Raw genomic sequence first — 25,273 nt, 5'->3', positions numbered from 1 at the left:
CAACAGGAATCCATAGATTCAGAAATTCAGCGCCTTGGGAATCCCCATCGTGAGTCAGCTTCACTGAAGGCTGGTATTAAACCAAATAGCCTCCGGCAAACCCGGGGCGGTTCATACTGGTATTGCTCAACAACTTTCGGATCGGCTCTTAGGCGATAGGCGAGGCGCTCGGGCGGGCGAAACCCTGCGCCAACTTTTCTTTTCCAGCTTTTCTGGGGATCGGCAGACGTCCGAGCCTGGGGAAAGAGGTGCGGAATGTCCTTCACCAGCGACGATTTATCTGCTCTCGATCGGGCAGCGGGGCGCAGGCTGGGCAGCTTTCCGCGGGCGGCCACGCATAGCAAGGCTCTTTCGTTCGGTTGGCCGATATTACTTCGCGGGACGTCGTCGCGAAAATCCCGCAGGAAGAAGGGCCATCGGCCTCCCGCTTCGGGATGTTCCTCGCAATGAACAGGCGGAGGGGCCGCTGCAGCCCTGGACCGAGTACGAAGGTAGGGCGATCCTCACGGCAGCGAAACCCGCCTATCCGCGCCAAGGAAAATTCTATGGGCTGTAAGGACGGAAGCAGGCTTTTCAGGCCATTTCCGTCGTCTTTTCTCTCGCCGCGACTTCGGCGTCGATGCGCGCATAGAGAAGATTGCGTGCCCGCGCGCCCGCTGCGTCGCCCGGAAGCCAGCCCAGTTTCATCGTGCGCAGATCGCGGTCGCCGATATTGGCCTGCTGATCTTCGAGCATGGGCAGGTCTTCCAGTTCGAACGGGACGCTCAGGAAGCGGACCTGCTCCTGTGCCATCTGGTCGCCGATCGGACCCATGGCCTTGGGAAAGGCGATTGAATACCAGTAGTGCGAACTGGTTCCCGTTTCCGGGGTGAACAGATGCGCCGTCGGCGCTTCCCGGCCTTCCGCCTTGGGACGGCCGCTCGTCACCGCACCGGCGAATATCGCCAGGTTGGCCGGCGCGTTCCAGCGGACGTTGATCCAGCGGTCGGCCAGGGCGTCAGGGTCGATCCCCATGGCTTCCGCCAGTTCGGGCGTCATCATTTCGCCATGGATGTCGCGGTTCGACCAGACTTCGTCACCTTCCTGCTTCCAGGTGTAGATGCCTTCGGACACCTTGTCGCTGCCGAGCGTGGTCGGATGCAGGAACTGGACATGGCTCAGGTCCAGGATATTCTCGATCTCCAGTTCGTAGCCCGCCTTGACGTTCAGATAGCCCTTGCCAACCCAGGCCGTCTCAGGATCATTGAAGCCGAAATCGGGGATGAGCGCTGGGTCGGCGCGGTCCGCTTCGCCCATCCAGATCCAGATCGCGCTGTGCAACTCAATGACCGGATAGGGGCGCAGGCTCATATTTTTGGGCGGCGCGCCGAACGGATTGTGAACGCAGGCGCCGTCGGTGCCAAAGCCCAGGCCATGATAGCCGCACTGGACCATGTCGCCGACCAGCTTGCCGCGCGCGAGCGGTGCGTAGCGGTGCGGGCACACGCCATGGAGCGCCTTCACCACACCCGCCTCGTCGCGAAAAAACAGGATCGGGTCGCCCAGCAGGCGGCGGGACAGCATACCGCCTTCGGGCACCTCATGGTCCCAGGCGGCAACGTACCAGGCGTTTTTCAGATAAGCCATGACATACTCCTCATCCCGCCGGCTGTGCAGGCCCGGCCATGTTATGTACCATTGGTACACTTTGGTTTCGGGTCGAGTCAAGTGGGGCTTAGGCTGGCGCGCTGCCTTCCGCCACTCCGTTCAGGAAAAGGGCTGCCGTCGTGGCGGCCTGGCGTGCGATTGCCGCCTCATCGGGTGGCGGAACCAATCCCAGCAGTCGCCGCTCATACAGATCGCTGCGGATCATGTGGGTCAGGCGTCCGGCGCAGTCCTGCAGGTTGATGTCGGCGCGGATGCCCCGTCCGACCCATTTCGAGAGGAAAGCCGCAACTTCATCGACCACCAGAAGATGTGCCTCACGATAAAAACTGTCACCCAATCCCTCGGCCGCATCAGCCGACGCGATTACGCCGCGATAGACCGTCAGCGAATCCGGCCGCAGGTAGAAGGCGAGCAACCCGCGCAGCAGGCTCTGGAGCGCAGGTTCCAGCCGATCCTCCGCCCCGGTGTCCAGCGTCAGCTCCGCCATCACTTCCTGCGCCGTCAGCGCCATGGCTGCAGCGAACAGCCCCGCCTTGTTACCGAAATATTTGACGACCGTGGCCTTCGATCCGCCGGCGAGCCGGATGATGTCGTTCAGACTCGCGTTCTGAACGCCATGCACGGCCATTTGTTCGCGGGCGTGATGGATCAGCGCGGCCTTGCGCGCGTTGGCGGCGCGGTGCTTGCCATTGGCGGACGGGACAGAGACGGAAGCGGGCGCGGACATGGTGGGACATTCGCCGCGATGCCGACATGTTGCAAGCGCCCGGATCGCGGCGCACTTCCATGAATAGGTCGATTTCATCCTTTCGGTTTGACCGGATCGCCCCGCGGCATGATCCTGCCCCCCAGAAAAACCGCGGAGGGGAAAAGACGATGCGCGCTTGCACCATATTGCGGCGGAGCGATTAGCAGCATGGCAAGCGAAACCCTTTCCCACCCTATGCCCGGCGCGCTGACGGGAATCGCGCTGCTGTTGCCGATCACCCTGTCGACCATGGCGATCGTCCTGTTGGCACCCATTCTGCCGCAACTGCTGCACGCCTATCGTGCAGTGCCCGGATATGAATTCTGGGTGCCGATGATCCTGACCGTTCCGGCGCTCTGCGTGGCGTTCCTCTCGCCGATAGCCGGACTACTGGGGGACCATTTCGGCCGCCGCCGCCTGCTGCTGGCCGCCTTCCTGCTCTATGCGCTGACCGGCGTCGCGCCGGTATTCCTCACCAGCCTTCCCGCCATCCTGGCGTCGCGCGTCGGCGTGGGGCTGTCCGAGGCGCTGATCATGGTACTGTCCACCACGCTGATCGGCGATTATTTCACCGGCGCAGCGCGCGACAAATGGCTGGCGGGACAGACCGCCTTCGCGTCCCTGTCGGCCTTGCTCTTCTTCAACATCGGGGGCCAGCTTGGCGCGTTCGGCTGGCGTATGCCCTTCTGGGTCTATGCGTCCGCGCTGCTGATGTTCGCGCTGGTGCTGCGCTTCACGTGGGAGCCGAAGGGGGAGCGTAGCGGTCCCGCGGGGGTGGCGGCGCCTGTCGCTGATGGGGGCTTCCCCTGGCGGCGCATGATGATGATCCTGGCGATCACCGTCTATGGCTCGATCTTCTTCTACACGGTGCAGATTCAGGCATCGTCGGGGCTGGTGCATCTGGGCCTGACCGATCCCGCCCGAATCGGCCTGCTGACATCGATCGCCAGCATCGGCGTGCCGCTGGGCACCTTCGTCTATTCTCGCGTCGGACGCTGGCCCATTCGCCGCCTGCTGCTCATTGAATTCGCGCTGCTCGCGGCGGGCTTTGCGACCATGGCGCTGGCAAAGGGCCCGACGCCCTTCCTTGTCGGCTGTTTCCTCAATCAAGTTGGCGCTGGCCTGCTGCTGCCCACGCTGCTGGTCTGGTCGATGAGCCTGTTGTCGTTCGAGGTACGTGGACGGGGTGCCGGCATGTGGCAGAGCGCTTTCGCCTTCGGCCAGTTTCTCAGCCCCGTCGTCGTCACGCTCCTGGGGCGTCAGGCCGGCGGCTTGATGGGGGCATTCCTGCTGATGTCGGTTGGCGCGCTGGTCGGCGCAGGTATCGCGTTGCTAGCGCCGCTCCGTCGCGGTGCACAGCCGGTGGAAAGCATGATCGTCCATGGCTGATCGGCTGAAGGGCAAGGTGGCGGTGGTCACAGGTGCGGCTAATGGCATCGGCCAGGGCTGCGCGCGCATCTTTGCTGCGGAAGGCGCGCATGTCATCGGCGTCGACCGGGCAGGCGCGGACGAGAGTTGCGACCTGCTGGACGAAGCCGCGACCGATGCGCTGTTCAACAGGATCGGCGCCGATCATGGCCGCATCGACATTCTCGTGAATGCCGCCGCCTTCGCCATCTTCGACTGGATCGAGGCGCTTTCCTATGCCGATTGGAGAGCGACGCTATCGGGTGAACTCGATATCGTCTTTCTCGCGACCCGCGCCGCCTGGCCCTGGCTCAAGGCAAGCGGCCATGCCTCCATCATCAATTTCGCCTCGGCCAATGCCCGCCACGCGCTCGAAGGCTCTCCAGCGCTCGCCCATTGCGCCGGCAAGGGCGGGGTGCTGGCGATGACTCGCCAACTCGCGATGGAGGGCGCGCCACATAATATCCGTGCCAACAGCATCGCGCCCGGCTTCATTCGCACCGCAGCGACGGGGCGCCATCTGGCGGAAAACCCGGCGTTCGAGGCAACGGTGCTGGCGAAAAACATGCTCAAGCGGTTGGGCGAGCCCGACGACATCGGCTGGTGTGCGCTGTGGCTGGCCTCGGACGAGGCCCGCTATGTGACCGGCGCCGACGTGGCGGTCGATGCGGGCGCGACTGCCTGGTGATGCGACGAAGGAAGGAATGGACATGATCAAGGAAATTGCCCGGATCGACATCGATCCGGCCCAAGCCGCCGATTTCGAGGCGGCCGTCGCGCAGGCGCAGCCCCATTTCCGTGCCGCGCCCGGCTGCCGCAGCTTTGCGCTGGAGCGCGCGGTCGATCGGCCGGGTCATTATCTACTGGTGGTGGGCTGGGACAGCGTCGACGCGCACATGGTCGATTTCCGCGCGTCCGACGGCTTCCAGGCCTGGCGCGCGCTGGCTGGTCCCTTTTTCAAGGCGGCGCCTGACGTCTTCCACATCGAACCCGCGATCGGCGGATTCTGACTCATTTTCGGGCTCGGATGGCCCCATAAGAAAGGACGAACATATGGCACAATATCTCAAGCGGGGCGCGACCGCACAGGCGAAGGCCGATGCCGACCGGAAGGTCCGCGATATCGTCGAAGCGACGCTGGCCGACATCGAACAGCGTGGCGACGCAGCGGTGCGCGACCTGTCGATCAAATTCGATGGCTGGGAGCGGGACGATTATCGCCTGAGCCAGACAGAAATCGACGCCTGCGTCGACAGCCTGTCGCCGCAGGAGCGCAAGGACATCGAATTCGCCCAGACCCAGGTTCGCAACTTCGCGCAGATCCAGCGCGACAGCCTGCACGACGTCGAGGTCGAAACGATGCCGGGCGTCATCCTGGGCCACAAGAATCTGCCGCTCAACTCGGCCGGCTGCTATGTGCCGGGGGGTAAATATCCGCTGCTCGCATCCGCCCATATGTCGGTCATCACCGCCAAGGTCGCAGGCGTGAAGCGGGTCATCACCTGCGCGCCGCCCTTCCAGGGGCAGCCGGCCCGCGCGATCGTCGCGGCGCAGGCCATGGCGGGCGCGGACGCCATCTATGCACTGGGCGGCATCCAGGCGGTCGGCGCGATGGCGCTCGGCACCCAGAGCATCGACCCGGTCGATATTCTCGTCGGGCCGGGCAACGCCTTCGTCGCCGAAGCAAAGCGCCAGCTTTACGGCCGGGTCGGTATCGACCTGTTCGCCGGGCCGACCGAGACGCTGGTGATTGCCGACGAGATCGGCTGCGACGCGGAACTGGCCGCCACCGACCTGCTCGGCCAGGCCGAACATGGCCCCGACAGCCCGGCCGTGCTGCTGACCACTTCCGAGAAGCTGGCGCGCGAGACGATGAAGGAGGTCGAGCGGCTGCTACAGATACTGCCCACCGCCGACTATGCGCGCAAGGCATGGGAGACGTTCGGCGAAGTGATCGTGGCGGAGGATGATGCGGAAATGGTCCGCATCGCCGATGATCTCGCGTCGGAACATGTCCAGGTGATGACCGCTGATCCTGATTATTTCCTCAAGAACATGACCAATTATGGTGCGCTGTTCCTGGGATCGCGTACCAATGTCAGCTTCGGCGACAAGGTCATCGGTACCAACCACACGCTGCCGACGAAGAAGGCGGCGCGCTACACCGGCGGGCTGTGGGTCGGCAAGTTCATCAAGACCTGCACCTATCAAAAGGTCATGACCGACGAAGCATCGGCGCTGGTCGGCGAATATTGCAGCCGCCTGTGCGCGCTCGAAGGCTTTTCTGGCCATGGTGAGCAGGCGAACATCCGGGTCCGCCGCTATGGCGGCCGCGACGTCCCCTATGCCGGGGCGGCCGAACCCACGCCGGCGACGGCCGCCTGACGATGGAGGCTTTGCCAACGACGCCCAGCTTCCGGCTGGATGGCAGGCGCGCGCTGGTGACGGGTGCAGGGCGAGGCATCGGCCTCGCCTGCGCCGCCGCGCTGGCGCAGGCGGGCGCGCATGTGACGCTTGCCGCCCGCAGCGGGGAAGAGATCACGGCCGGGGCGGAGGCGATCCGCGCCGCGGGTGGCCAGGCGGAGGCGGTCCGTATCGACGTCAATGACGTGGCAAGCATGACCGCGGCGCTCGGCGCGCTCGTCCCTTTCGACATTCTGCTCAACAACGCCGGGACCAATCGCCCCAAGCCGTTCACCGAGGTGAGTGAGGAGGATTATGACGCGGTGCTCGGCCTCAACCTGCGCGCCGCCTTCTTTGCCGCGCAGATCGTGGCGCGGGGCATGATCGCTGCGGGCCTGCGCGGATCGATCATCCATATGGGGTCGCAGATGGGCCATGTCGGCGGCCCGCGTCGCTCGCTCTATTGCGCGTCCAAATGGGGGCTGGAGGGGCTGAGCAAGGCCATGGCGCTGGACCTGGCGCCGCACGGTATCCGGTCCAACACGATCGCGCCGACCTTCATCGAAACCCCGATGACGCGACCCTTTTTCGAGGACAAGGCGTTTCTTGCCAGCGTGCTCGACAAGATCAAACTGGGGCGGCTCGGCACGGTCGAGGATCTGATGGGCGTTGTGGTCTTCCTCGCGTCCGACGCCAGCGCGCTGATGACCGGCACCAGCTTGGTCGTTGATGGCGGCTGGACCGCCGAATAAGGAAAGGCCCGGCGGTTGCGTCCGCCGGGCCTTTCGCCGCGTTCAATAATCGTCCGCCAGCCGGTGCAGTCCCGCGCCCAGCGCCGCACCGATCGCTTCGGGTGGATCGCCTGCCAGTTGCATCCTGCCGACGGCGATGCTGGTCTCCACGACATGGCGGCACCGGTCGTAGCGTCGCGCTTCATAGGCTTCCAGACCAGCCTCTATAGTAGCCGCCCGGTCCAGTTCCTCCGCCAGCACCAGCGCACTTTCTACCGCCATGCCCGCGCCCGACGCCATGTGCGGCGTGGTCGCATGGACGGCATCGCCCAGCAGCACGATATGCCCCATATGCCAGGGTCCAGGCTGCAAGGCGGCGGCGAGCGGGCGATAGTTGATCCAGTCGTTACGGGTCATATTCTCCCGCACCCAAGCGATGTTGCCGCCGAAATCGGCAAGATTTTCCTGCAATCTGGTGAACAGTTCCTCGTCGGTGAAATGGACTTCGCGATGTTCATGCGGCGTCAGCATCCACAGATAGACCATATCCTGCGCGCAACGATTGATGCCTGCGGGATAGCGATGGCCTAGATAAATCTCCCCGCTCTCCAGCGTCGGCGGGCGCTTCATCGACACGCGCCAGCATCCCTGGCCGGTGGGCTGCGCCTCGGCCATGTGCGGGAAGGCCATGCGCCGCACCGCCGAATAGATGCTGTCGGCGCCGACCACCAGGTCAAAGCGCTCTTGGGTCCCGTCGGTGAAGGTCACGTCCACGCCGCCATCGCGGTTTTCGAGCGCGCTGACCGACAGGCCCAAGCGGATATCGGTATCCAGCGCCTTGACTCGCGCCTGCATGATGCGGTGCAATTTGGGCCGCATGATGCCGCCGGTCGCAGGAAGCCCTTCCTCCAACGCGGGTTCATCCAGTTGCTGCAAGCGCAACCCGTCATGGCGGAAGATGGTCGATCCCTTGGCGATTGCGCCTTCTTCCTTGATCGCGTCGAGCAGGCCAAGGCGCCGATAGGCGCGGAGCGTCGGGCCGGTGATTGTGATCCCCGCGCCGTAGACCCGCCATTCCGGATCGATGTCGATCAGCGTGACCTTGCCGCCCAGTTCGCCCAGACGGATGGCAGCAGCCATGCCGCCAATGCCTCCGCCTACGATCAATATATGTTTGCCCGCAATCATGATACCATGCCTCTCCCGGAAACTCTTCTCACTGTTTCTGCTATCGAGTGCCGGGCGGCCGCGAAAATCCTTTGCTTCAATATCTGCTATCGGAAAGCTGGATAGACGGGGCGATCGTTTCGCCATCGTCCGCGCGTGCAGATAGGTCCCATCCAGAAAATCAATGCGACAGCGACCCGATTCAACGACCAATATTGCGCCAAATCAAAACCATTCAGGGAGAGGGCAATGCGCAAGATTCTATTCGCCACAACGGCCGCCGTCGTAACGATGGCCACCATGCCGGCCGCCTGGGCGCAGGTATCCGAACAGGCGGCCGACCAGTCGTCGGCCGGTATCGACGAAATCGTCGTGACGGCGCAGCGCAAGTCGGAAAGCGCGCAAAAGGCCGCGATCGCGATCGACGCCGTTACCGGCGACACGCTGATCCAGCAGGGCATCACCAAGGCGGAGGATATCACCAAAAGCGTCCCCGCCATCACCGTCACCAATGGCGGCGGGTCCAACACCTCGATCTTTATCCGCGGCGTCGGCAACATCACGTCCAGCAGCTATAACGACCCCGCCGTCACCCCCAGCTATGACGGCGTCGTGCTGGGCCGCGCGGCGGGCGCTTTCGGCTCTGCCTTCTACGACCTTGCCCGTGTCGAGGTGCTCAAAGGCCCGCAGGGCATACTGTACGGCCGCAACGCCACCGGCGGTGCGGTCAACATCATTCCCGCTCGCCCGGAACTGGGCCGCAACGGCGCGGGCTTCAACGTGTCCCTCGGCAATTATGATGCGGTCAATGTCGACGGTTATCTCAACCTTGCGACCGGCGACACCAGTGCGCTCCGCGTCGCTGCCACGCGCCAGGTCCATGACGGTTATAACCGCGATGGCAGTGACGATCTGAAGCGGACCGGCCTGCGTGGCCAGTTCCTGATCGAGCCGACCGACGCCATCAGCCTGCGCATCGGCGCGGACTGGACCAAGATCGGCGGCGTCGGGCCGGGGGGCAGCTATATCGGCGCTTATACGCCCGGTCCATCGGGATATAGCTTCACGCCGGGGCCGTTCGATGCGTCGGAAGGGTTCAACACGGATGCGGCCAACGCCTATCGACGGACATTGCTGGGCGCGCCCGGCTTCGGCTTCCTCAACGCGATGAACCAGCAGCAGTCGGTCGATTACACCTATTGGGGCGTCAATGCGGAACTGAACTGGAAGACCGATATCGGGACGTTCACGCTCGTCCCCGCCTTCCGCAAGTCGAAGGGCGACAGCTTCTTCTACGGCCCGGCGTTCAACACGGCGTATAGCGCCGAAACGGACAAACAATACAGCCTCGAAGCCCGCCTCGCCGGGTCGGTCGGTATGATCGACTATGTGCTGGGCGGCTTCTACTTCAACGAAAAGATCGACGCCCAGAACGAATATAATCAGGAATTCGTGCTGCCGATCCAGTCCTACACCCACAAGACGAAAAGCTGGGCCGGCTTTGGCCAGCTGACCGCCCATGTCAGCGACCGCTTCCGCCTGGTCGGCGGTGCGCGCTACACCCGCGACAAAAAGTCGATGGACGGCATCATCAACAATTTCATCACCTTCTGCGGTGGCCTGCCGCCCGCCAATATCGTGCCGCCGGCTTCCTTCGCGGCGGGATGCGCGGCACCCAATGCGCTGCCGCGCTATCCCAATTTCCTGACGACTGGCGACACGGTCAACTGGCTGGCCAGCAATGGCTGGATCGCGGCGGGCAGCACCGACCAGGCGAACCCGCAGGTCTTCGCGCTGCTGAACGGCAACGGCACGATCCTCAAAACCTATAATCCGGTGGTCGACAGCGGCAGCTATTCGCGCGTCACCTGGAAGGCGTCGGCGGAGTTCGATCTCGGCCCGGCGAACCTGCTCTACGCCACGGTCGAAACTGGCTATCGCGCCGGCGGTTTCCAGCTGGCGGAGGGCAAGTCGAGCTATGATCCGGAATTCATCACGGCCTACACGGTGGGATCGAAGAACCGCTTCTTCGACAATCGGGTGCAGTTGAACGTCGAGGGTTTCTACTGGAAGTATAAGGACCAGCAGATCACCTATTTCACGGTCGATACCAGCGGCACGCTGATCAATTCCAACGAAAATGCGGGCAAGTCGACGATCAAGGGCTTCGACGTGGACGCCATCGTCAAGGCGACGCCGACGACCACACTGAACGCCAAAGTGCAATATCTCAAAGCCACCTATGACGACCTGCACCTCTATACCGCCTCGCCCCGCGACAATATCGCCTGTCCCTTTACCCTGACCGGCGCGACCGCCGGCGGCGCGCCGGTCAAGGACTTCAACTGTTCGGGCAAGCCCTTGCTCTATTCGCCCGAATGGACCGTCAATCTGGGCGCGGAACAGGTGGTGCCGCTCGGCCGCTCGCTCGAACTGGTCGGCAATATCGCCACCGCCTGGCGCGACGACCAATGGGGCGCGTTCGAATATCTCGATTTCGAACATATTCGCGCCTATTGGCAGACCGACCTCAACCTCACCCTGCGCGCGGCCGATGGCGGCTGGTCGCTGGGCGCCTTCCTTTACAATCTGGAGAATAAGCGCCGTATAGCTACGCCCCAGCGCTCGCCGATCGGTATGGCGGTCGCCCGGTACACGGCACCGCAGACCTATGGCCTGCGCTTCTCTGCGAATTTCTGAAGCAAACGGGGATAGGGTAAAGGAGCAGGGCCTGGCGGTCCTGCTCCCGACACTTCCGGAAGGACGATCATGCAGTTGGACAGACGGGCTTTCATTGGCGGCGTAGGCGCGCTCGGGACACTGGCCGCGAGCGGGGAGGGTGCTACTGCGCCGGTTGGCAAGGTCCGCCCCAACATCATCTTCATCATGGCCGACGATCTGGGTTATGCTGACCTGTCCTGCACCGGATCGCACCATATCCGTACCCCCGCGATCGACAGCATCGGGGCGCAGGGCATCCAGTTCCGGCAGGGCTATGCCAACAGCGCCATCTGCTCGCCAACCCGTACTGCACTGCTGACGGGCTGCTACCAATATCGCTTCCCGATCGGCGTCGAGGAGCCGCTAGGCCCCGGCGCACCGGACGGCATCGGGGTGCCGGTCGACCGACCTACCATCGCCTCGGTCCTGCGCGACCAGGGTTATCGCACCAAACTGGTGGGCAAATGGCATCTGGGCGAACCGCCCCGCCACGGGCCGCTCCGCCATGGCTATGACGAATTTTTCGGCATCGTCGAAGGCGCGGCCGACTATTTCCGCCATCATATGGTGATGGGAAAGAAGACGGTCGGCGTCGGCCTTGCGCAAGGCGACACGCCGATCGAGCGCAACGGCTATCTGACCGACCTGTTCGGCGACGAAGCTGTGAAGACGGTCGAGCAGGCGGGCGACAAGCCCTTCTTTCTCAGCCTGCATTTCAATGCGCCGCACTGGCCCTGGGAAGGGCGCGAGGACGCCGCAGTTGCGCCGACGCTTGATGGCTCCTTTCACTATAATGGCGGAAGCCTCGCCAAATATAAGGAGATGGTCGAGGCGATGGACCAAAATGTCGCCAAGCTGCTGGCGGCGCTGGAGCGCAGCGGCAAGGCCGAGAATACAATCATCATCTTCACCAGCGACAATGGCGGCGAACGCTTCTCCGAAACCTGGCCCTTCACCGGCGTCAAGGGCGAGCTGCTGGAAGGTGGCATACGCGTACCCCTGCTCGCACGATGGCCCGGCCATATCGCCCCAGGCTCGACCAGCGATCAGGTAATGATCTCGATGGATTTCCTCCCGACCCTGCTCGCCATGGCAGGAGGCAATGGCGCAAAGGCCGGCACGTTCGACGGCCTCGACCTGTCGGCGCAACTCACCGGCCGTGCTGCCCCCATCGATCGCACCCTCTACTGGCGGTTCAAGGCCAATGGCCAGGCCGCCTTGCGCCAGGGCAACTGGAAATATCTCAAACTGGGCGACAAGGAACATCTGTTCGACCTCGCCAGCGACGCGCGCGAACGCGCCGATCTCGCGCCCGACGATCCCGCGCGGCTCAAGGCCATGCGCCTGCAATGGGATGCTTGGAACAGCCAGATGCTCGCCTACCCGCTCGGAAGCTATAGCGAGGATGTGCGTGCTCATTATGCGGACAGATATTGAACCATGACGATCATAGTGACCGGGGCCGGCGGCTTCGTCGGCCGCCAGCTTGTGCAACGCCTGCTGGACGCGGGTGAGAGCGTTGTCGGCATGGACAGCGTGGCAGGCGGCATCCCCGCTGGGGCGCGCGCGGTGGCGGGTGACATTGCTTCGCCGTCCGTCCGTGCCGAAGCCTTTGCCGACGGATGCAGTGCGCTCGTCCATCTCGCGACCGTTCCGGGCGGCGCGGCGGAGGCTGATCCCGCCGCGTCCCGCCGTATCAATATCGACGCCATGTACGACCTGCTCGATGCCGCGAAAGCAGCGGGGCGCAGGCCGCGCATCGTTTATGCCAGCTCGATCGCGGTGTTCGGCGATCCGTTGCCCGCCGGTGGCGTGGACGACGACACCCCGCTCGCCCCGCGCATGATCTATGGCGGGCACAAGGCGATGATGGAGATCGCCGTCGCCATGCTGCACCATCGCGGGGAGATAGAGGGGATCAGCGTCCGCCTGCCCGGCATCCTCGCCCGGCCCAAGGGGCCATCGGGTATGAAATCTGCCTTCATGAGTGACCTGTTCCATGCCCTGCGCGCGGGCGAACCCTTCGTCTGCCCGGTCTCGGAAGGCGCGACCATCTGGGCGCAGTCGGTCGCGCGCTGCGCCGACAATCTGGTCCATGCGCTCACCATGGACCCGGCGCTGATGCCCGTCACCCGCGTCGTGACGTTGCCCGCACAGCGCATCGCCATGGGCGATCTGGCCGCCGAGGTTGCGCGGCAATGCGGCGTGTCGCCCGATCTTGTCCGCTACCGCCCGGACCCTGCGCTGGAGGCTGCCTTCGGCGCGCATCCATCGCTTGCCACCCCGGCAGCGGACCATGCCGGCTTTGCCCATGACGGCGATCCTGCTAAGCTCGTTGCCAACGCGCTGTCGGCTATAGCGGCAGGCTGAGGGAGAACAGGACATGCGCTTCGACAGGCTGGATCTCAATCTGCTGGTGGCGCTTGATGCGCTGCTCGCTGAGCGCAGTGTCAGCCTGGCGGCGGACCGCATCTGCCTGTCCCAGTCCGCCACATCCTCCGCCCTGGGCCGTCTGCGCGACTATTTCGCCGATGATCTGCTGGTCCAGAAGGGGCGCCAGATGGTGCTGACCGCCCGCGCCGAAGGGCTGGTCGATCCGGTCCGCGCCGTTCTGGAACAGATCCGCTCGACCATCGCGGTGCCGCCGCCGTTCGATCCCGCCACGTCCGACCGGACGATTCGTATCATGGCGTCGGACTATATCACCGAAGTGCTGCTGGCCGCGGCCATGACCGACCTGCAACAGCAGGCGCCCGGTATGCGGTTCGAAATCCAGTCGCTGAGCGAAGCCTTGCTGGAATCGCTTGAACGCGGCGCCATCGACCTGCTCATCACCATCGACTATGCGATTTCCGCCGACCACCCCAGCCAGATATTGTTCGAGGACGATTATGTCGTCGTCGGCTGGAACGGCAATCCGGCGATGGCCGGGCCCATGACCAAGGAACTCTATTTCGAGCTTGGGCATGTCACCGCTCGCTTCGGCCGCGCTCGCGTGTCCGCTTTCGAGGACTGGTTCGTGCGTCGTCAGAAGCGTCAGCGCCGGGTCGAGATCGTAACCCACAGTTTTCTTTCCCTTCCCGGCCTCGTCATCGGCTCCGACCGCATCGCGACTATGCACCGGCGGCTGGCGACCCGCATGGCCGCTTATCTGCCGTTGACCCTGCGCGAAGTGCCGATGGACATCCCTCCCATTCGCGAAGCGATCCAGTGGCATATTTCCAGCAACAATGATCCGGCGATCCGCTGGGTCGTCGAACGAATCATGTCCTATGCGCAGATGCCCGCCGTCCCGGCACGCGATCCGTCCGTCGTATCGCTGGACGAGGCGCGGGTATCGCGCGAGGAACTGGCCGCGCAATTCCTGAGCGATTCGACGCCCAAGTCGCGCGGTTAGACGTCCTCCATCCTGTCGAAGGCCGCCCGTGCCTGATTGATTTGCACGCTGCTGGCCTGCACCCAGCCCAGCAGCCGGCGCGCTTCCTCGACCAGTTCGGCGCCCAAGGGCGTCAGAGCATAGCCTACCTTGGGCGGGACATCTTCGCTCACCGATCGCGCCACCAGCCCGTTGCGCTCCAGCAGCCGCAATTTGAGCGTCAGCACCCGCTGAGAAATCCTGCCTTCCGCGCTCAGCCGGTCGAGCAGCCTGCGCAATTCCGCGTGGCGAAACGGCGCGACTGCCAGCAGCAACAGGACGAGCATCGACCAGCGATCCCCCAGCAAGCCGAAGATGGTCCGGATCGGCGCATCGCGCTGCGCGCCATGGTCCGCCATATCCTGCGCCAGCGCGGCCAGACCCACGCGCGCGTGCGGATAGAAATCGTCGAAGATCATCATCGGTCTCATTTTGGAGGGCACAAAAAAGTGCCGTCTTCCCGCCTCTGCTGCGCAGCATATGATGCCTGTCGACAAGAGCAAGGGAGGAGAAAGCGATGCAGGCCGATGCGATCCGTCTGGACGGCAAGGTAGCGATCATCACCGGCGGAGCGGGCGGGATCGGCGCGGCCACCGCGCAACTGATGGCGGCGCGCGGCGCGCTGGTGGCCATCGCCGACATCGCGTTCGAGGCAGCGCAGGCGCTGGCCGCGACGCTCCCCGATGCGCTGGCGATCGCGCTCGATCTGGAAAGCGAAACCTCGACCCAAGCCATGATCGCCGCCGCCATCGCCCATTATGGCCGGCTCGACATTCTCCACAACAATGCCGCCCTGCTCGGCCCCGACATCGCGCAACGGGATGGCAATATCGAGCATATGGAAACGGCGCTGTGGGACCGCACCTATGCCGTCAACGTGCGCGGCACCATGGTCGCCTGCCGCGCCGCGCTCCCCCATCTGCGGGCCACGCGCGGCAATATCGTCAACACCGTCAGCAATCTGGCGTTGCAGGGGCATCTGATTCAGGCCGCCTATGGTTCGTCCAAGGCCGCGATCATCCAGATGACACGCTCGATCGCCGCCAGCCACGGATCCGATGGCATACGCTGCAACGCGGTCGCGCCCGGTATGACGATGACGCCCGCACTCCGCGCTGCCTTCCCGCCGCCCTTGCGCGAAGCGGTGGAGGCGGAAACCCTGCGCGACCAGCTTGGCGACCCGGACGACATTGCCCAGGTCGCCGCTTTCCTCGCGTCCGACGCCGCCCGCAACATTACCGGCCAACTGATCGTCGCTGATGGCGGCTGCGCCAGCCACGTCCCTGGCATCGCCCAGTTCCGCGCCTTCTTTGGAGAGCATCAATGAGCAATTACGACATCGTCGTCATGGGCGCGGGCCATAATGGCCTGACCGCTGCTGCCTATATGGCCAAGGCGGGGAAGAAGGTTCTGGTCCTGGAACGCAAGCCCCATTTCGGCGGCGGCGTGTCGACCCGCGAACTCATCACGCCGGGCTACTGGCATGACGAACATAGCAATGTTCACATCATGATCCAGGGCAACCCGATGATCCGCGAGGACGAGCTGGGCCTGATCGGCAAATTCGGCCTCGACTATATCTATCCCGAACTGCCGCATGTCAGCATCTGGGATGATGGCACCGTGATGCGATCCTGGAAGGATCTCGACCGCACCTGCCAGGAAATCGCGCAGTACAGCCTGCGCGATGCCGACGCCTATCGCAAGTTCGTCGGTATCAGCCAGGGCGTGCTGCCGATGTTCATGGGCGGCCTCTACGCGCCGCCCTTCCCGATGGGTGCCTTCGTTGCGATGATGGACCAGTCGGACGAGGGCCGCTTCCTGCTCGACGTGATGCAGCGCTCTGCGCTCGATGTCGTGAACCAATATTTCGAGAGCGACCGGCTCAAAATCCATATCGTTCGGCTTGTTACTGAAAATCTCCAGATGCCCGACGAATTGGGCACCGGCATGGGCGCGCTACTGATGCCCGGTATCATCCACACCTATGGCGTCTCGATGCCCAGGGGCGGATCGGGCGAACTCAGCAAGGCGCTGGTCCGCGCGATCGAGCATATGGGCGGCGAAGTGCGCTGCAATGCGGAAGTAAAGCGCGTCATCGTCTCGTCGGGCAGGGCGACTGGCCTTGAACTTACGGATGGCGAAACGATCATGGCGAAGGATGGGGTCATCGGCGCGATCCATCCCCATGTCCTGCGCCGCTTCGTGTCGGAAACGCCGGAGCCTGTGCTGCAACGCGCCGAGCGGGTTACGCCGTCGACCTTCTCCATCAATCTGCTGCACATGGCCCTGAAGGAAAAGGCGAAGCTGCGCTGGGCGGACGGGGAGGGCGGTGTCATGACCGAACTGCTCCAGACCCACACCATGCGCGACATGCTGCTCGACTATGACCATCTGCGGCGCGGCATCGTGCCGCCCCGCCGCCTGATCGCGGGCGGCGACAACACGTCCAACGATCCCAGCCGCGCGCCCGCGGGCGGCGGCGTCTTCTACGGCGTCACCTTCGCCCCCTACGACCTGTACGGAGGCGGCCCGGCGGCCTGGGACCGGATGAAGGAAGAGATCGCACAGGAAAGCCTGGCGCAATATCGCCTCTTCTACAGCAATCTGGACGAGGATAATATCATCGGCTCACTGGTCCGCTCCCCGCTCGATCATGAACGCGACAGCCCCGCCAGCTTCGTCAAGGGCGACATTCATGGCTGCGCGCCCTTCATGTACCAGACGGTCGGCCACCGCCCGACGCCAGACCTTGGCCATTTCCGCGTGCCGGGGATCGAGAGCCTCTATCTCGTCGGCCCCTTCATGCATCCGGGCGGCGGCGTGTTCGGCGCGGGCCGCGCCACCGCGATCCAGATGATGGACGATATGGGCATCGATTATGACAAGGTCTGCGCAGGAGCCGTACAATGACTACGAACAAGCCGCCCGTCATGAAAATCCTCGACGCGCAGGACAAGGAATTGATGACTGTCCGCAAGATCGAGCGGGACGGCAACGCCCTCATCATCCGCGGGAAGATCTTCGGCGCCATGCCGATGGTCGCCAAACTGACCCCCGCCGAAGCGCGCGCCGCGCTGCGGTTGCTGGACAGGCGCACCATCCTTTTCCTGCTGACCCTGCTGTTCCGGCGGGGCTAGGGCAACCCCAACAATCCTCTCCTGCAAGGGGAGGGGACCGGAGAAGCGGGTGGAGGGGTTTCCCGTTATCGATTCTGGCTGCGCCAGCCACCTCCCCTTGCAGGGGAGGACATGCCAGCCCCCCAACAAACGCCCCACCTATCCGCCCCACCGATAGCAGCGTCCCATGAAATGCGTTTCCGCGCCGTCGCCCCCGCCGCCATGATGATGGTCAGGATGAGGAGACATGCATGAGCATTTTGGGCGTTGAGAGCGCGATTTTCGGGGTTGCCGACCTGGGCGAACATACCCGCTTCTGGACCGATTTCGGCTTGCCGCTGGAACAGGCGGATGACCATCAGTCGATTTTCCGCCTCGCCTCCGGCTCCCGTGTCATTCTCTACCGCCATGGCGACGCGCGGCTGCCTTCGCCCGATCCCTTCCCCGGCGATGGGCTGAAAGAAACCGTCTGGGGCGTGCAAAGCCCCGATGCGCTGGATAGGATCGCCGCCAGCCTCGCGTCCGAGGTCGCCGTGCATCGCGACGACGACGGCACTGTCCATTGCACCTGCCCCGACGGTCAGCCCATCGGCCTGCGGGTCTGGGACAAGCGCCTGGTCGTCAGCGAAACCAGCCCGGTCAACACGCCGGGTTCCTATCCGCGCTTCAACCAGCACCGGATCTGGCGGCGCAAGGCCATCCCCAAGACGATCAACCATGTCGTCTTTTTCTCGCCCGACTATGTCGGCAGCTTCGAATTTTACGAACGGCATCTGGGCTTTCGCTATGTCGACCATAGCAAGGGCACTGGTATCTTTTCCCGCGCCGACGGCACGTTCGAACATCATTCGATTTTCTGGGTTAATTGCGACCTCCCGATTGCGCCCGACCATTTCAAGTTCATGCATATCGCCTTCGGCATGGACGATATCGACGAGGTCATGCTCGGTGCCAACATCATGGAGGCGAAGGGCTGGAAGAACCAGACGATGAACAGCTCGGGCGGCATATCGCGCCACCGCATCTCGTCGGCCATCTATTATTATTGCGACATGCCGGGCAAGGCGGGGGAAGCGGAATATCATGCCGACACCGATTATCTGGACGATAACTGGGTTCCGCGCGCCTGGGATTTCCGTTTCGGTTCGCTGCTCTGGTCGAACAACGCCCCGCCCATCTTTCGCGGCGACAATATCCCCTGGGACATGAGCTTCGACGCCGATCGCGCCAGCTTCGAACCGTATCGCAAGAGCCAGCCGGGCAAGCGGCCGGTCGAAGGGAAGCTGGCTGATATCAGCGAAGCGGATGAACACGCCATATGAAGGATTCCGCAGGACAGGCCGGCAGTCGTGCCGGCCTGTCCTGCGGAACGCCCTTTGGCTTATATCCATCCGTGCCGCCTCAAAGTGTTCGGTGGCGTGGCGGGCGTAATCATATTTCCCGCTTTTGTTCGATCATGCCGAAAGGGGCAGGAAAAGTGCGAAGTTAAGCGGCGGATATCCTCTTTTCAGGGGATCGGCTCCTCGACGAATTCGATGAGGTTGCCGGCGCAATCGCGCAGGAAACACCCCTTGCCGAATGCCTCGCGCACAACAAAGGCGATGTCCGCGCCCTTGCCCTCCATCTCGACCAGAAACGCCTCCAGGTCATCGACCCTAAAGGCGACATGCTTGTTGCCATGGGTCTTAAGGTCCGATGGCGGATGGCGGCGTGCTTCGGGCAGCGGGGCGGCGCCCTCTACCTCGAACAGCTCGAACCGCAACGGTCCCTTGCGCACCATCGCCGCATGGGACCGCGCTGCCTCGATGTAGAAGCGCTTTTCGACCACGAAGCCCAGCACCCGGCCATACCAGTCGATCGCCGCGTCCAGGCTGGGCACGCTCACGCCGCCATGATGAAAGCTGAACTCGGCCATCAGCCCATCTCGGCGAAGGTCTGCGCGCACCAGTCGGCGATATAGTCGCGCATCCCCGTGCCATTGTCGGCGCCGCAATGCTCGACCTCGAAATCGGCCTTCGTGAACATGCGCAGCGTGCGCTTGGGGGAATTGACCGCCTGATCGTAGCTCAACTGCGCGTTGAAGGCGGGTATTTGACGGTCATTCTCGCCATGGGTGATCAGGAAGGGCACCCTGATCTTCTCGACCTGTCCGTCCAGCGTGATCTGGTCGGCATAGGCCAGGAAATCGGCCTGATTGTCGAAGCCGAACACCCACATCACATGGTCCCAATAATGGGGCACCGGGTTCTCGCCTTCATTGGCGACCCGCTCGCGCTGGCGCCGGCCCCAGACATGGTTCGCGCCCATCACCGCGCACAGTGCATAGCGCGGATCATTGGCGGCGATGCGCGGCGCATGATAGCCACCGAAGGACAGGCCGAAAATGCCGATCCGGTCATGGAGTACGTCGTCGCGCGTCAGCAGATAGTCGAAGGCGGGCGATCCCCAGCGTTCGGCATCGAACACCGCCGTCAGTCCGCGCTTGCGCAGCGCTTCGCCGGTGCCGGGCTGGTCGACGAACAGCGTGTTGATACCGCGTTCCAGATTGGACGCGCCGTGCCCTGCCATATTGACCTGTTCCTTCATGGAATCGAGGCCATTGACCGACACCAGAGTGGGGCGCGGCGTCCCCGATCCGTCATGGACGAAGATCGCCGTATAGGCGCTGTCCTCATAAGGGATCTCGACAAAGTCGACATGCAGCCCGCGCAGCGCCACCCCCTTGGCGTACAGCTCCAGCCCGCGATCATAGGCGGCCCAGCGCGGCGCATAGTCGCGGCTCTGCATCCGTTCGGCCGCCAGATAATAGCCAGAAGCGCGCAGATATTTGGTCCCCGCGGACAAGGCATAACCGGCCGCTTCGTCCGCCGCGCCATTGGCCGCGACCTGGTCCGCCACCCGCAGCCAGCTGTCGAACATCAGCGCGCTTCCGGCGTCGGCGCCGGCCTTGGCGGCCTCAATGATGGGCCGGTTCGCCTCGTCGATCTCGCCATGATTGCCGCCGCACACCAGCGCCAGATTGGTGGCGAGATTCCAGACATAATTTCCGGGGAAGGGCTCGAACATGCAGATCCTCTCGACTGTCGCGCCGCCGGCATGGGCAGCTTCATCCACCGCATCACAAACCCGCAGGGATGGCCCGGATCAAATTGAAACCGTGGAAGCCCACTATCCATCAATTGGCTTTGACCATGCCGCCGCCCTGTCCCATCGCTTCTGCCGACAAGAACGAGAGGAGAAGCGATGCGGCTGGCGACGATCAGGAATGGCGGCAGGGACGGGCGACTGGTCGTCCTGTCGCCCGATGGCAGCCATTATGCGCAGCCCGCCGTCGCCACGCTCCAGGCTGCGCTCGAAAGCTGGACGGACGTTGCGCCGACGCTCGCCGCCATCACCGATTTTCCGCATCCGCTCGATCCTGCCGACCTCGCCGCCCCCCTGCCGCGCGCCTGGCAGTGGCTCGATGGTTCGGCGTTCGAAAGCCATGGCGCGCTGATGGACAAGGTACTCGGCATCACTCCGGAAAAAACCGGGCGGCCGCTGATGTATCAGGGTGTCTCGGATCATTTCTACGGTCCGCATGACGATGTCCCCATGCCTGACGAGACTCTCGGCATCGATTTCGAGGGTGAGTTCGGCGTCATCGTCGACGCCGTGCCGATGGGCATCACGCCCGCCGATGCGATGGCGCATATCCGCCTGATCGTTCAGATCAACGATTGGTCGTTGCGCGCGCTTGCCGGTCCCGAAATGAAGAGCGGCTTCGGCTGGGTTCAGGCCAAGCCTGCCTGCTCCATGGCGCCGTTCGCCGTGACGCCGGACGAACTGGGCGAACAATGGCGCGATGGCCGGGTTGCCATGGACCTGCTGGTCGACTGGAATGGCCAGCGCTTTGGCGCCGCCAATGGTGAACCGATGGGGTTCGGCTTCCATGAACTGGTCGCCCACGCGGCGCGGACCCGCCATCTCGTGGCCGGCACGGTGATCGGCTCAGGCACGGTGTCCAACGCCAATTTCCGCGAGGTCGGGTCCTCCTGCATCGCCGAACGGCGAGGGATCGAGATCGTGGACGAAGGCGCGGCCCGCACCGCCTTCATGCGCTTTGGCGACCGCGTCCGCATGGAGGGCCGCCTCGCAGACGGGCGCGCGCCCTTCGGCATCATCGACCAGCAGGTCATCGCCTATACTGGAGAGCAATCATGACCGACCTCAGCGATTCCGGCCTTCCCCCGGTCCAGCGCGTCGTCACTGGCCACGACGCGGACGGCCGGGCGATTTTCAAGTCGGAAGATGTCACGCCAACCCGGATGATCCCGTCGGGCGACGCCTCCTTCCTGCTCCTGTGGACGACGGCCACGGTGCCGGCCGACAATAATGACGAAACCGATGGCCGCTTGCGCGACGCCGGCCTCACCCTCAACCAGGGCTCGGTGATCCGCATTGTCGACATGTTGCCAGGCAAGGAGTCACCGATGCACCGCACCAACAGCATCGACTATGGCATCGTCATGTCGGGCGAGGTCGAGCTGGAACTGGACGATGGCCGCAAAACGACGGTGCGGGAAGGTGGTGTCATCATCCAGCGCGGCACCAATCATCTCTGGCGCAACGTCACCGACAAGCCCTGCCGCATCGCCTTCATCCTGATCGAGGCGCCCGCCTATCTGCACAACGGCCAGCCGCTCCCCGAAGACAAGCCCGAAGACAAGCATTGACGCCGTTGTTCGATCTTACCGGCAGGGTCGCGATCGTTACCGGATCGACGCGGGGCATTGGCCTTGCCATCGCGCGGGCGCTTCAGGGCCATGGCGCGAATGTCGTAATCTCCAGCGAAGATGCCGTAGACAGCCAGAGGGTCGGGGAGCAACTGAATACGCTGGCAATTGCGGCGGACGTGGCCGACGACGCGCAACTTGATGCACTGGTCGATGGCACGATGGCCCATTTCGGCCGCCTCGACATTCTCGTCTGCAACGCCGGGATCACCGGGCGTGCGGGGCCGTTCGCTACGATCGACATGGCGGATTATGATCGGGTGATGGCGATTAACCTGCGCAGCCAGGTGCGCCTGTGCAATCTCGCCTTGCCCCATATCGCCGCGACAGGCGGCGGGGCCGCAGTCCTTATCGCCAGCCTGTCGGGTCTGCGCGGCAATGGTGCGATCAACGCCTATGCTCTGGCCAAGGCGGGCGTGGCACAGCTCGCCCGCAACCTTGCGGTCGAGTGGGGCCCGCGCAATGTGCGCGTTAACGCCCTGTCGCCAGGCCTCATCCGCACAGAACTGTCAGCGCCGCTGCTGGCTGACGATGCATTCATGGCGCGGCGAATGCAGATGACGCCCTTGCGCCGGCCGGGCGAGATGGAGGAGGTGGCAGGTAGCGCACTCTTCCTCGCGTCGCCGGCGGGCGCGTACGTGACGGGCCACAATCTCGTCGTGGATGGGGGAACTCTGATCACCGATGGCAGCTAGCTGTCTGGTTGCGACACATCATCGGGATAAAATAGCAGCTGGCGAGAGATGGGCAAAGACCAATCGGGTTCTCTACCTTCTGACGCAAGAAAATGCCTTGGAGCGCCTGCTGTCGTAGCCAATTGTAGGCACGGTTAAAGCCGGTCGGCACGACTGCAAGATCAGCATGGCCGGCGAGGTTGATGCCTATCACTCCACCGGCGATGCGGCCTTGAAACATTCGGCCATGCCATTGATTTGAGGCGTGTAGGATCACCCGGCGGGTCATCGCGACGCTTATCTCGATTGCCCTCCCGGTGGCGTGCCGGTCATTTCCACCGGGTACACGGTGGACGGCCAGCGCGGCACAGAGTCCGTCACCGAGCTGCTTGAGCGGAAATTCTGCCTTTCGACCGCTACGCTATGCGCGATCAGCGATTTGTCGTTCCCTACGGATGTCGGTCAGCTCTGGCCCTCAGGACAGTGAATGGTTAACAACAGCCATCCTGGATGAGTAAAGCAAATGCGCGCTTCGCTTGACCACTGGTTGCATTTGCTCAATCCTGCTTTGGTGAGCCAAGCAATCGTCGATCCTTCCCCTTCGCGTGTCGGTCCCTCGGTGGTGTTGCCGGCGCGGCCCGAAGCGATCCGGGTCGATGCCGCGACGACGGCGGTCATCGTCGTCGACATGCAGAATGCCTATGCCAGCAAAGGTGGCTATGTGGATGAGGCTGGTTTTGATGTCGGCCCGGCAGCAAGCGTGATTCCGAAGATTGCCGAAGTCATAGTCACGGCGCGCGCGGCGGGGATGCCGGTGGTCTTTCTGCAGAATGGCTGGGATCCGGACTATGTCGAGGCAGGTACGCCGCTGTCGCCCAATTGGCATAAGTCCAATGCGCTCAAGACCATGCGGTCCCGACCTGCTCTCGCCGGGAAGTTTTTGGCGCGGGGCGGCTGGGACTATGACCTTGTCGATAGCTTGAATGTGCGGGATGGCGACCTTCGCGTGCATAAGCCTCGTTATTCGGCCTTCTTCAACTCGCAGCTTGACTCCGTGCTGCGCGCGCGCGGCATCCGCACGCTGATCTTCACCGGAATCGCCACCAATGTCTGCGTGGAATCGACCCTGCGCGACGGGTTCCATCTTGAGTATTTCGGCGTGCTGCTGGAGGATGCGGTCCATCATCTCGGTCCCGACTTCATCCGCGAGGCAAGCCTTTACAATGTCGAGAAGTTCTTCGGCTGGGTGAGCAGCGTCGCGGACTTCCGCACCGCCGTCGGTCAGCTTCCACCAAAGGATGATTGATGCCTTTCGAACCGATCAATCCGCCGCAGTTCCCCACGCCCATCGCGCCCTATTCGGCCGGCGCCAGGGCGGGCAGCACGGTCTATGTCTCGGGCGTGCTGGCGCTGGGCGAGGGCGGCACGGTGTTGCATGTGGGCGACGCGGTCGCGCAGACCCGCCATGTGCTGGAGGTCATCAAGGCCACGGTCGAGGCGGCAGGCGGCACCATGGCGGACATCGCCATGAACCATATCTTCCTCAAGGACTTCAATGACTACGCCGCCTTCAATGCGGTCTATGCCGAGTATTTTCCGGGCGACAAGCCTGCGCGCTACTGCATCAAATGCGAACTGGTAAAGCCCGACTGCCTCGTCGAAATCGCCTCGGTCGCCCATCTTGGCTGAGGTGGCCGGGCTTTACTACGAAATCCACGGAGCGGCGGACGCGCCGTCGCTGATCCTGTCGAGCGGTCTTGGCGGTTCGGCGGGCTACTGGGCGCCGAATCTTCGGGCGTTGGCCGAGCATTTCCGGGTCGTCGCTTACGACCATCGCGGCACCGGCCGTAGCGATCGGACATTGCCCGCGACAATTTCGGTCGAGGGCATGGCGAGCGACGTGATCGCGCTCATGGATGCGCTGGGCATCGAGCGGGCGCACTTCATCGGTCATGCGCTCGGTGGCGCGATTGGTGTCGAAACTGCCATCCGGACCGCGAGAGTCGACCGGCTGATCGTCGTCAATGGCTGGCGAACGCTCTCGCCACATACGCGGCGCTGCTTTGCCGCACGGGTTGCGTTGCTGCATGGTGCGGGCGTACGCGCCTTTCTCGAAGCGCAGCCGCTGTTCCTTTATCCACCGGACTGGATCGCCTCGCACGATGCCGAGCTGAACGCAGACATGGACCACCAGCTTGCAGGCTTCCCGGGAGTCGAGACAACCGCCAGGCGCATCGCGGCCGTGCAGGCCTACGCGCCCGACCCGGCCGGGCTGACCGCGCTCGAAAGCCTGCTTGTCATTGCCACGCGCGACGATTTTCTCGTGCCTTTCGCCACCGCGCTCGACCTGGCCAAAGCGGCCCGCCGCGCCCATGTCGCGACCGTCGAATGGGGCGGCCACGCCTGCAACGTCACTGATCCGGACGCTTTCAATCGCCTCGTTCTCGAATTCCTCAGGAGTTGAAG

At 63.7% G+C, this 25,273-nt stretch carries 25 protein-coding genes; 19 read left to right on the top strand and 6 right to left on the bottom strand.

Going from position 1 to position 25,273, the window contains the following annotated elements; all coding sequences use genetic code 11:
• Positions 1-573: 573 nt before the first annotated feature.
• Together A7Q26_RS04325 and A7Q26_RS04320 are read right to left on the bottom strand one after the other, a co-directional pair.
• Entirely contained in the window at positions 574-1,626 is a 1,053-nt protein-coding gene (locus tag A7Q26_RS04325; RefSeq protein WP_066857030.1) for an aromatic ring-hydroxylating dioxygenase subunit alpha, read from the bottom strand.
• 88 nt (positions 1,627-1,714) lie between these two features.
• The gene (locus tag A7Q26_RS04320) at positions 1,715-2,374 is read right to left on the bottom strand and encodes a TetR/AcrR family transcriptional regulator (protein WP_198162843.1); all 660 of its coding nucleotides are present in this window, start codon (positions 2,372-2,374) and stop codon (positions 1,715-1,717) included.
• Positions 2,375-2,563: 189 nt separating this feature from the next.
• Between A7Q26_RS04320 and A7Q26_RS04315 the strand changes: the two genes are divergently transcribed.
• From A7Q26_RS04315 to A7Q26_RS04295, 5 genes are read left to right on the top strand one after another with little or no spacing between them, the layout of a single operon-like run.
• Positions 2,564-3,784 carry an MFS transporter gene (locus A7Q26_RS04315; protein ID WP_066857024.1) on the top strand — a complete coding sequence of 407 codons (1,221 nt, stop codon included), beginning with the start codon at positions 2,564-2,566 and terminating at the stop codon, positions 3,782-3,784.
• Entirely contained in the window at positions 3,777-4,490 is a 714-nt protein-coding gene (locus tag A7Q26_RS04310; RefSeq protein ID WP_066857021.1) for an SDR family NAD(P)-dependent oxidoreductase, read from the top strand. The genes A7Q26_RS04315 and A7Q26_RS04310 overlap by 8 nt, the downstream gene beginning before the upstream one ends.
• A gap of 22 nt (positions 4,491-4,512) precedes the next feature.
• Complete coding sequence (locus A7Q26_RS04305; RefSeq protein WP_066857099.1) at positions 4,513-4,812, top strand: antibiotic biosynthesis monooxygenase family protein; 300 nt, start codon at positions 4,513-4,515, stop codon at positions 4,810-4,812.
• A gap of 43 nt (positions 4,813-4,855) precedes the next feature.
• Positions 4,856-6,187 (top strand): histidinol dehydrogenase, encoded by a 1,332-nt coding sequence (hisD, locus tag A7Q26_RS04300; RefSeq protein ID WP_066857017.1) that lies wholly within the window; start codon positions 4,856-4,858, stop codon positions 6,185-6,187.
• 2 nt (positions 6,188-6,189) lie between these two features.
• Positions 6,190-6,957: an SDR family NAD(P)-dependent oxidoreductase gene (locus A7Q26_RS04295; RefSeq protein ID WP_066857014.1), complete on the top strand. Its 768-nt coding sequence runs from the start codon at positions 6,190-6,192 to the stop codon at positions 6,955-6,957.
• A gap of 42 nt (positions 6,958-6,999) precedes the next feature.
• Here the strand turns inward: A7Q26_RS04295 and A7Q26_RS04290 are convergent, their stop codons facing one another.
• Positions 7,000-8,124, bottom strand: a complete 1,125-nt coding sequence (locus A7Q26_RS04290; protein WP_066857011.1) for an FAD-dependent monooxygenase — start codon at positions 8,122-8,124, stop codon at positions 7,000-7,002.
• 228 nt (positions 8,125-8,352) lie between these two features.
• Here A7Q26_RS04290 and A7Q26_RS04285 point away from each other — a divergent pair, with 228 nt between their 5' ends.
• The 4 genes from A7Q26_RS04285 (at position 8,353) to A7Q26_RS04270 (ending at position 14,221) form a co-directional block, all read left to right on the top strand.
• Complete coding sequence (locus A7Q26_RS04285; RefSeq protein WP_066857008.1) at positions 8,353-10,803, top strand: TonB-dependent receptor; 2,451 nt, start codon at positions 8,353-8,355, stop codon at positions 10,801-10,803.
• Between the two features lie 69 nt (positions 10,804-10,872).
• On the top strand, positions 10,873-12,261 hold the full coding sequence (locus tag A7Q26_RS04280) for a sulfatase family protein (RefSeq protein ID WP_066857005.1): 1,389 nt from the start codon (positions 10,873-10,875) through the stop codon (positions 12,259-12,261).
• A 3-nt stretch (positions 12,262-12,264) separates the two neighbouring features.
• Positions 12,265-13,194, top strand: coding sequence for an NAD-dependent epimerase/dehydratase family protein (locus tag A7Q26_RS04275; protein WP_066857002.1), 930 nt, complete (start codon positions 12,265-12,267; stop codon positions 13,192-13,194).
• Positions 13,195-13,207: 13 nt separating this feature from the next.
• Positions 13,208-14,221: a LysR family transcriptional regulator gene (locus A7Q26_RS04270; RefSeq protein WP_066856999.1), complete on the top strand. Its 1,014-nt coding sequence runs from the start codon at positions 13,208-13,210 to the stop codon at positions 14,219-14,221.
• On the opposite strand, the gene A7Q26_RS04265 is transcribed toward A7Q26_RS04270, so the two are convergent.
• Complete coding sequence (locus A7Q26_RS04265; protein WP_232313679.1) at positions 14,218-14,661, bottom strand: winged helix-turn-helix transcriptional regulator; 444 nt, start codon at positions 14,659-14,661, stop codon at positions 14,218-14,220. The genes A7Q26_RS04270 and A7Q26_RS04265 overlap by 4 nt on opposite strands.
• 95 nt (positions 14,662-14,756) lie before the next feature.
• Here A7Q26_RS04265 and A7Q26_RS04260 point away from each other — a divergent pair, with 95 nt between their 5' ends.
• The 4 genes from A7Q26_RS04260 (at position 14,757) to A7Q26_RS04245 (ending at position 18,680) form a co-directional block, all read left to right on the top strand.
• Complete coding sequence (locus A7Q26_RS04260) at positions 14,757-15,566, top strand: SDR family NAD(P)-dependent oxidoreductase (RefSeq protein WP_066856997.1); 810 nt, start codon at positions 14,757-14,759, stop codon at positions 15,564-15,566.
• Entirely contained in the window at positions 15,563-17,152 is a 1,590-nt protein-coding gene (locus A7Q26_RS04255) for a phytoene desaturase family protein (protein ID WP_066856990.1), read from the top strand. The genes A7Q26_RS04260 and A7Q26_RS04255 overlap by 4 nt, the downstream gene beginning before the upstream one ends.
• Entirely contained in the window at positions 17,149-17,379 is a 231-nt protein-coding gene (locus A7Q26_RS04250; protein WP_066856988.1) for a hypothetical protein, read from the top strand. The genes A7Q26_RS04255 and A7Q26_RS04250 overlap by 4 nt, the downstream gene beginning before the upstream one ends.
• Before the next feature lie 230 nt (positions 17,380-17,609).
• Positions 17,610-18,680, top strand: coding sequence for a VOC family protein (locus A7Q26_RS04245; RefSeq protein ID WP_066856986.1), 1,071 nt, complete (start codon positions 17,610-17,612; stop codon positions 18,678-18,680).
• A 185-nt stretch (positions 18,681-18,865) separates the two neighbouring features.
• Here A7Q26_RS04245 and A7Q26_RS04240 read toward each other — a convergent pair whose 3' ends face one another.
• Both A7Q26_RS04240 and A7Q26_RS04235 read right to left on the bottom strand, forming a co-directional pair.
• A complete protein-coding gene (locus A7Q26_RS04240; RefSeq protein ID WP_066856984.1) occupies positions 18,866-19,273 on the bottom strand; it encodes a VOC family protein in 408 nt (135 codons plus the stop codon).
• Positions 19,273-20,424 carry an alpha/beta hydrolase gene (locus A7Q26_RS04235; protein ID WP_066856982.1) on the bottom strand — a complete coding sequence of 384 codons (1,152 nt, stop codon included), beginning with the start codon at positions 20,422-20,424 and terminating at the stop codon, positions 19,273-19,275. The genes A7Q26_RS04240 and A7Q26_RS04235 overlap by 1 nt, the downstream gene beginning before the upstream one ends.
• Positions 20,425-20,601: 177 nt before the next feature.
• On the opposite strand from A7Q26_RS04235, the gene A7Q26_RS04230 reads away from it, so the two are divergent.
• The 6 genes from A7Q26_RS04230 to rutD all read left to right on the top strand — a co-directional run bounded on the left by A7Q26_RS04230 (position 20,602) and on the right by rutD (position 25,271).
• Positions 20,602-21,561, top strand: a complete 960-nt coding sequence (locus tag A7Q26_RS04230) for a fumarylacetoacetate hydrolase family protein (protein WP_066856979.1) — start codon at positions 20,602-20,604, stop codon at positions 21,559-21,561.
• Complete coding sequence (locus A7Q26_RS04225) at positions 21,558-22,073, top strand: cupin domain-containing protein (RefSeq protein WP_066856976.1); 516 nt, start codon at positions 21,558-21,560, stop codon at positions 22,071-22,073. The genes A7Q26_RS04230 and A7Q26_RS04225 overlap by 4 nt, the downstream gene beginning before the upstream one ends.
• Before the next feature lie 5 nt (positions 22,074-22,078).
• The gene (locus tag A7Q26_RS04220) at positions 22,079-22,828 is read left to right on the top strand and encodes an SDR family NAD(P)-dependent oxidoreductase (RefSeq protein WP_232313678.1); all 750 of its coding nucleotides are present in this window, start codon (positions 22,079-22,081) and stop codon (positions 22,826-22,828) included.
• A gap of 502 nt (positions 22,829-23,330) precedes the next feature.
• The gene (gene rutB, locus A7Q26_RS04215) at positions 23,331-24,113 is read left to right on the top strand and encodes a pyrimidine utilization protein B (RefSeq protein ID WP_066856969.1); all 783 of its coding nucleotides are present in this window, start codon (positions 23,331-23,333) and stop codon (positions 24,111-24,113) included.
• Positions 24,113-24,496, top strand: coding sequence for a pyrimidine utilization protein C (gene rutC / locus A7Q26_RS04210; RefSeq protein ID WP_066856966.1), 384 nt, complete (start codon positions 24,113-24,115; stop codon positions 24,494-24,496). Before rutB ends, rutC begins: the two co-directional genes overlap by 1 nt.
• A complete protein-coding gene (gene rutD, locus A7Q26_RS04205; RefSeq protein ID WP_066856963.1) occupies positions 24,489-25,271 on the top strand; it encodes a pyrimidine utilization protein D in 783 nt (260 codons plus the stop codon). Before rutC ends, rutD begins: the two co-directional genes overlap by 8 nt.
• Positions 25,272-25,273: the final 2 nt, after the last annotated feature.

The sequence above is a fragment of the Sphingobium sp. TCM1 genome (assembly GCF_001650725.1).
In the GTDB taxonomy this organism is placed as follows: Bacteria; Pseudomonadota; Alphaproteobacteria; order Sphingomonadales; family Sphingomonadaceae; genus Sphingobium.
Note: the sequence above shows the minus strand (reverse complement) of the source record. Positions and strands in the feature narration are given on the sequence as shown.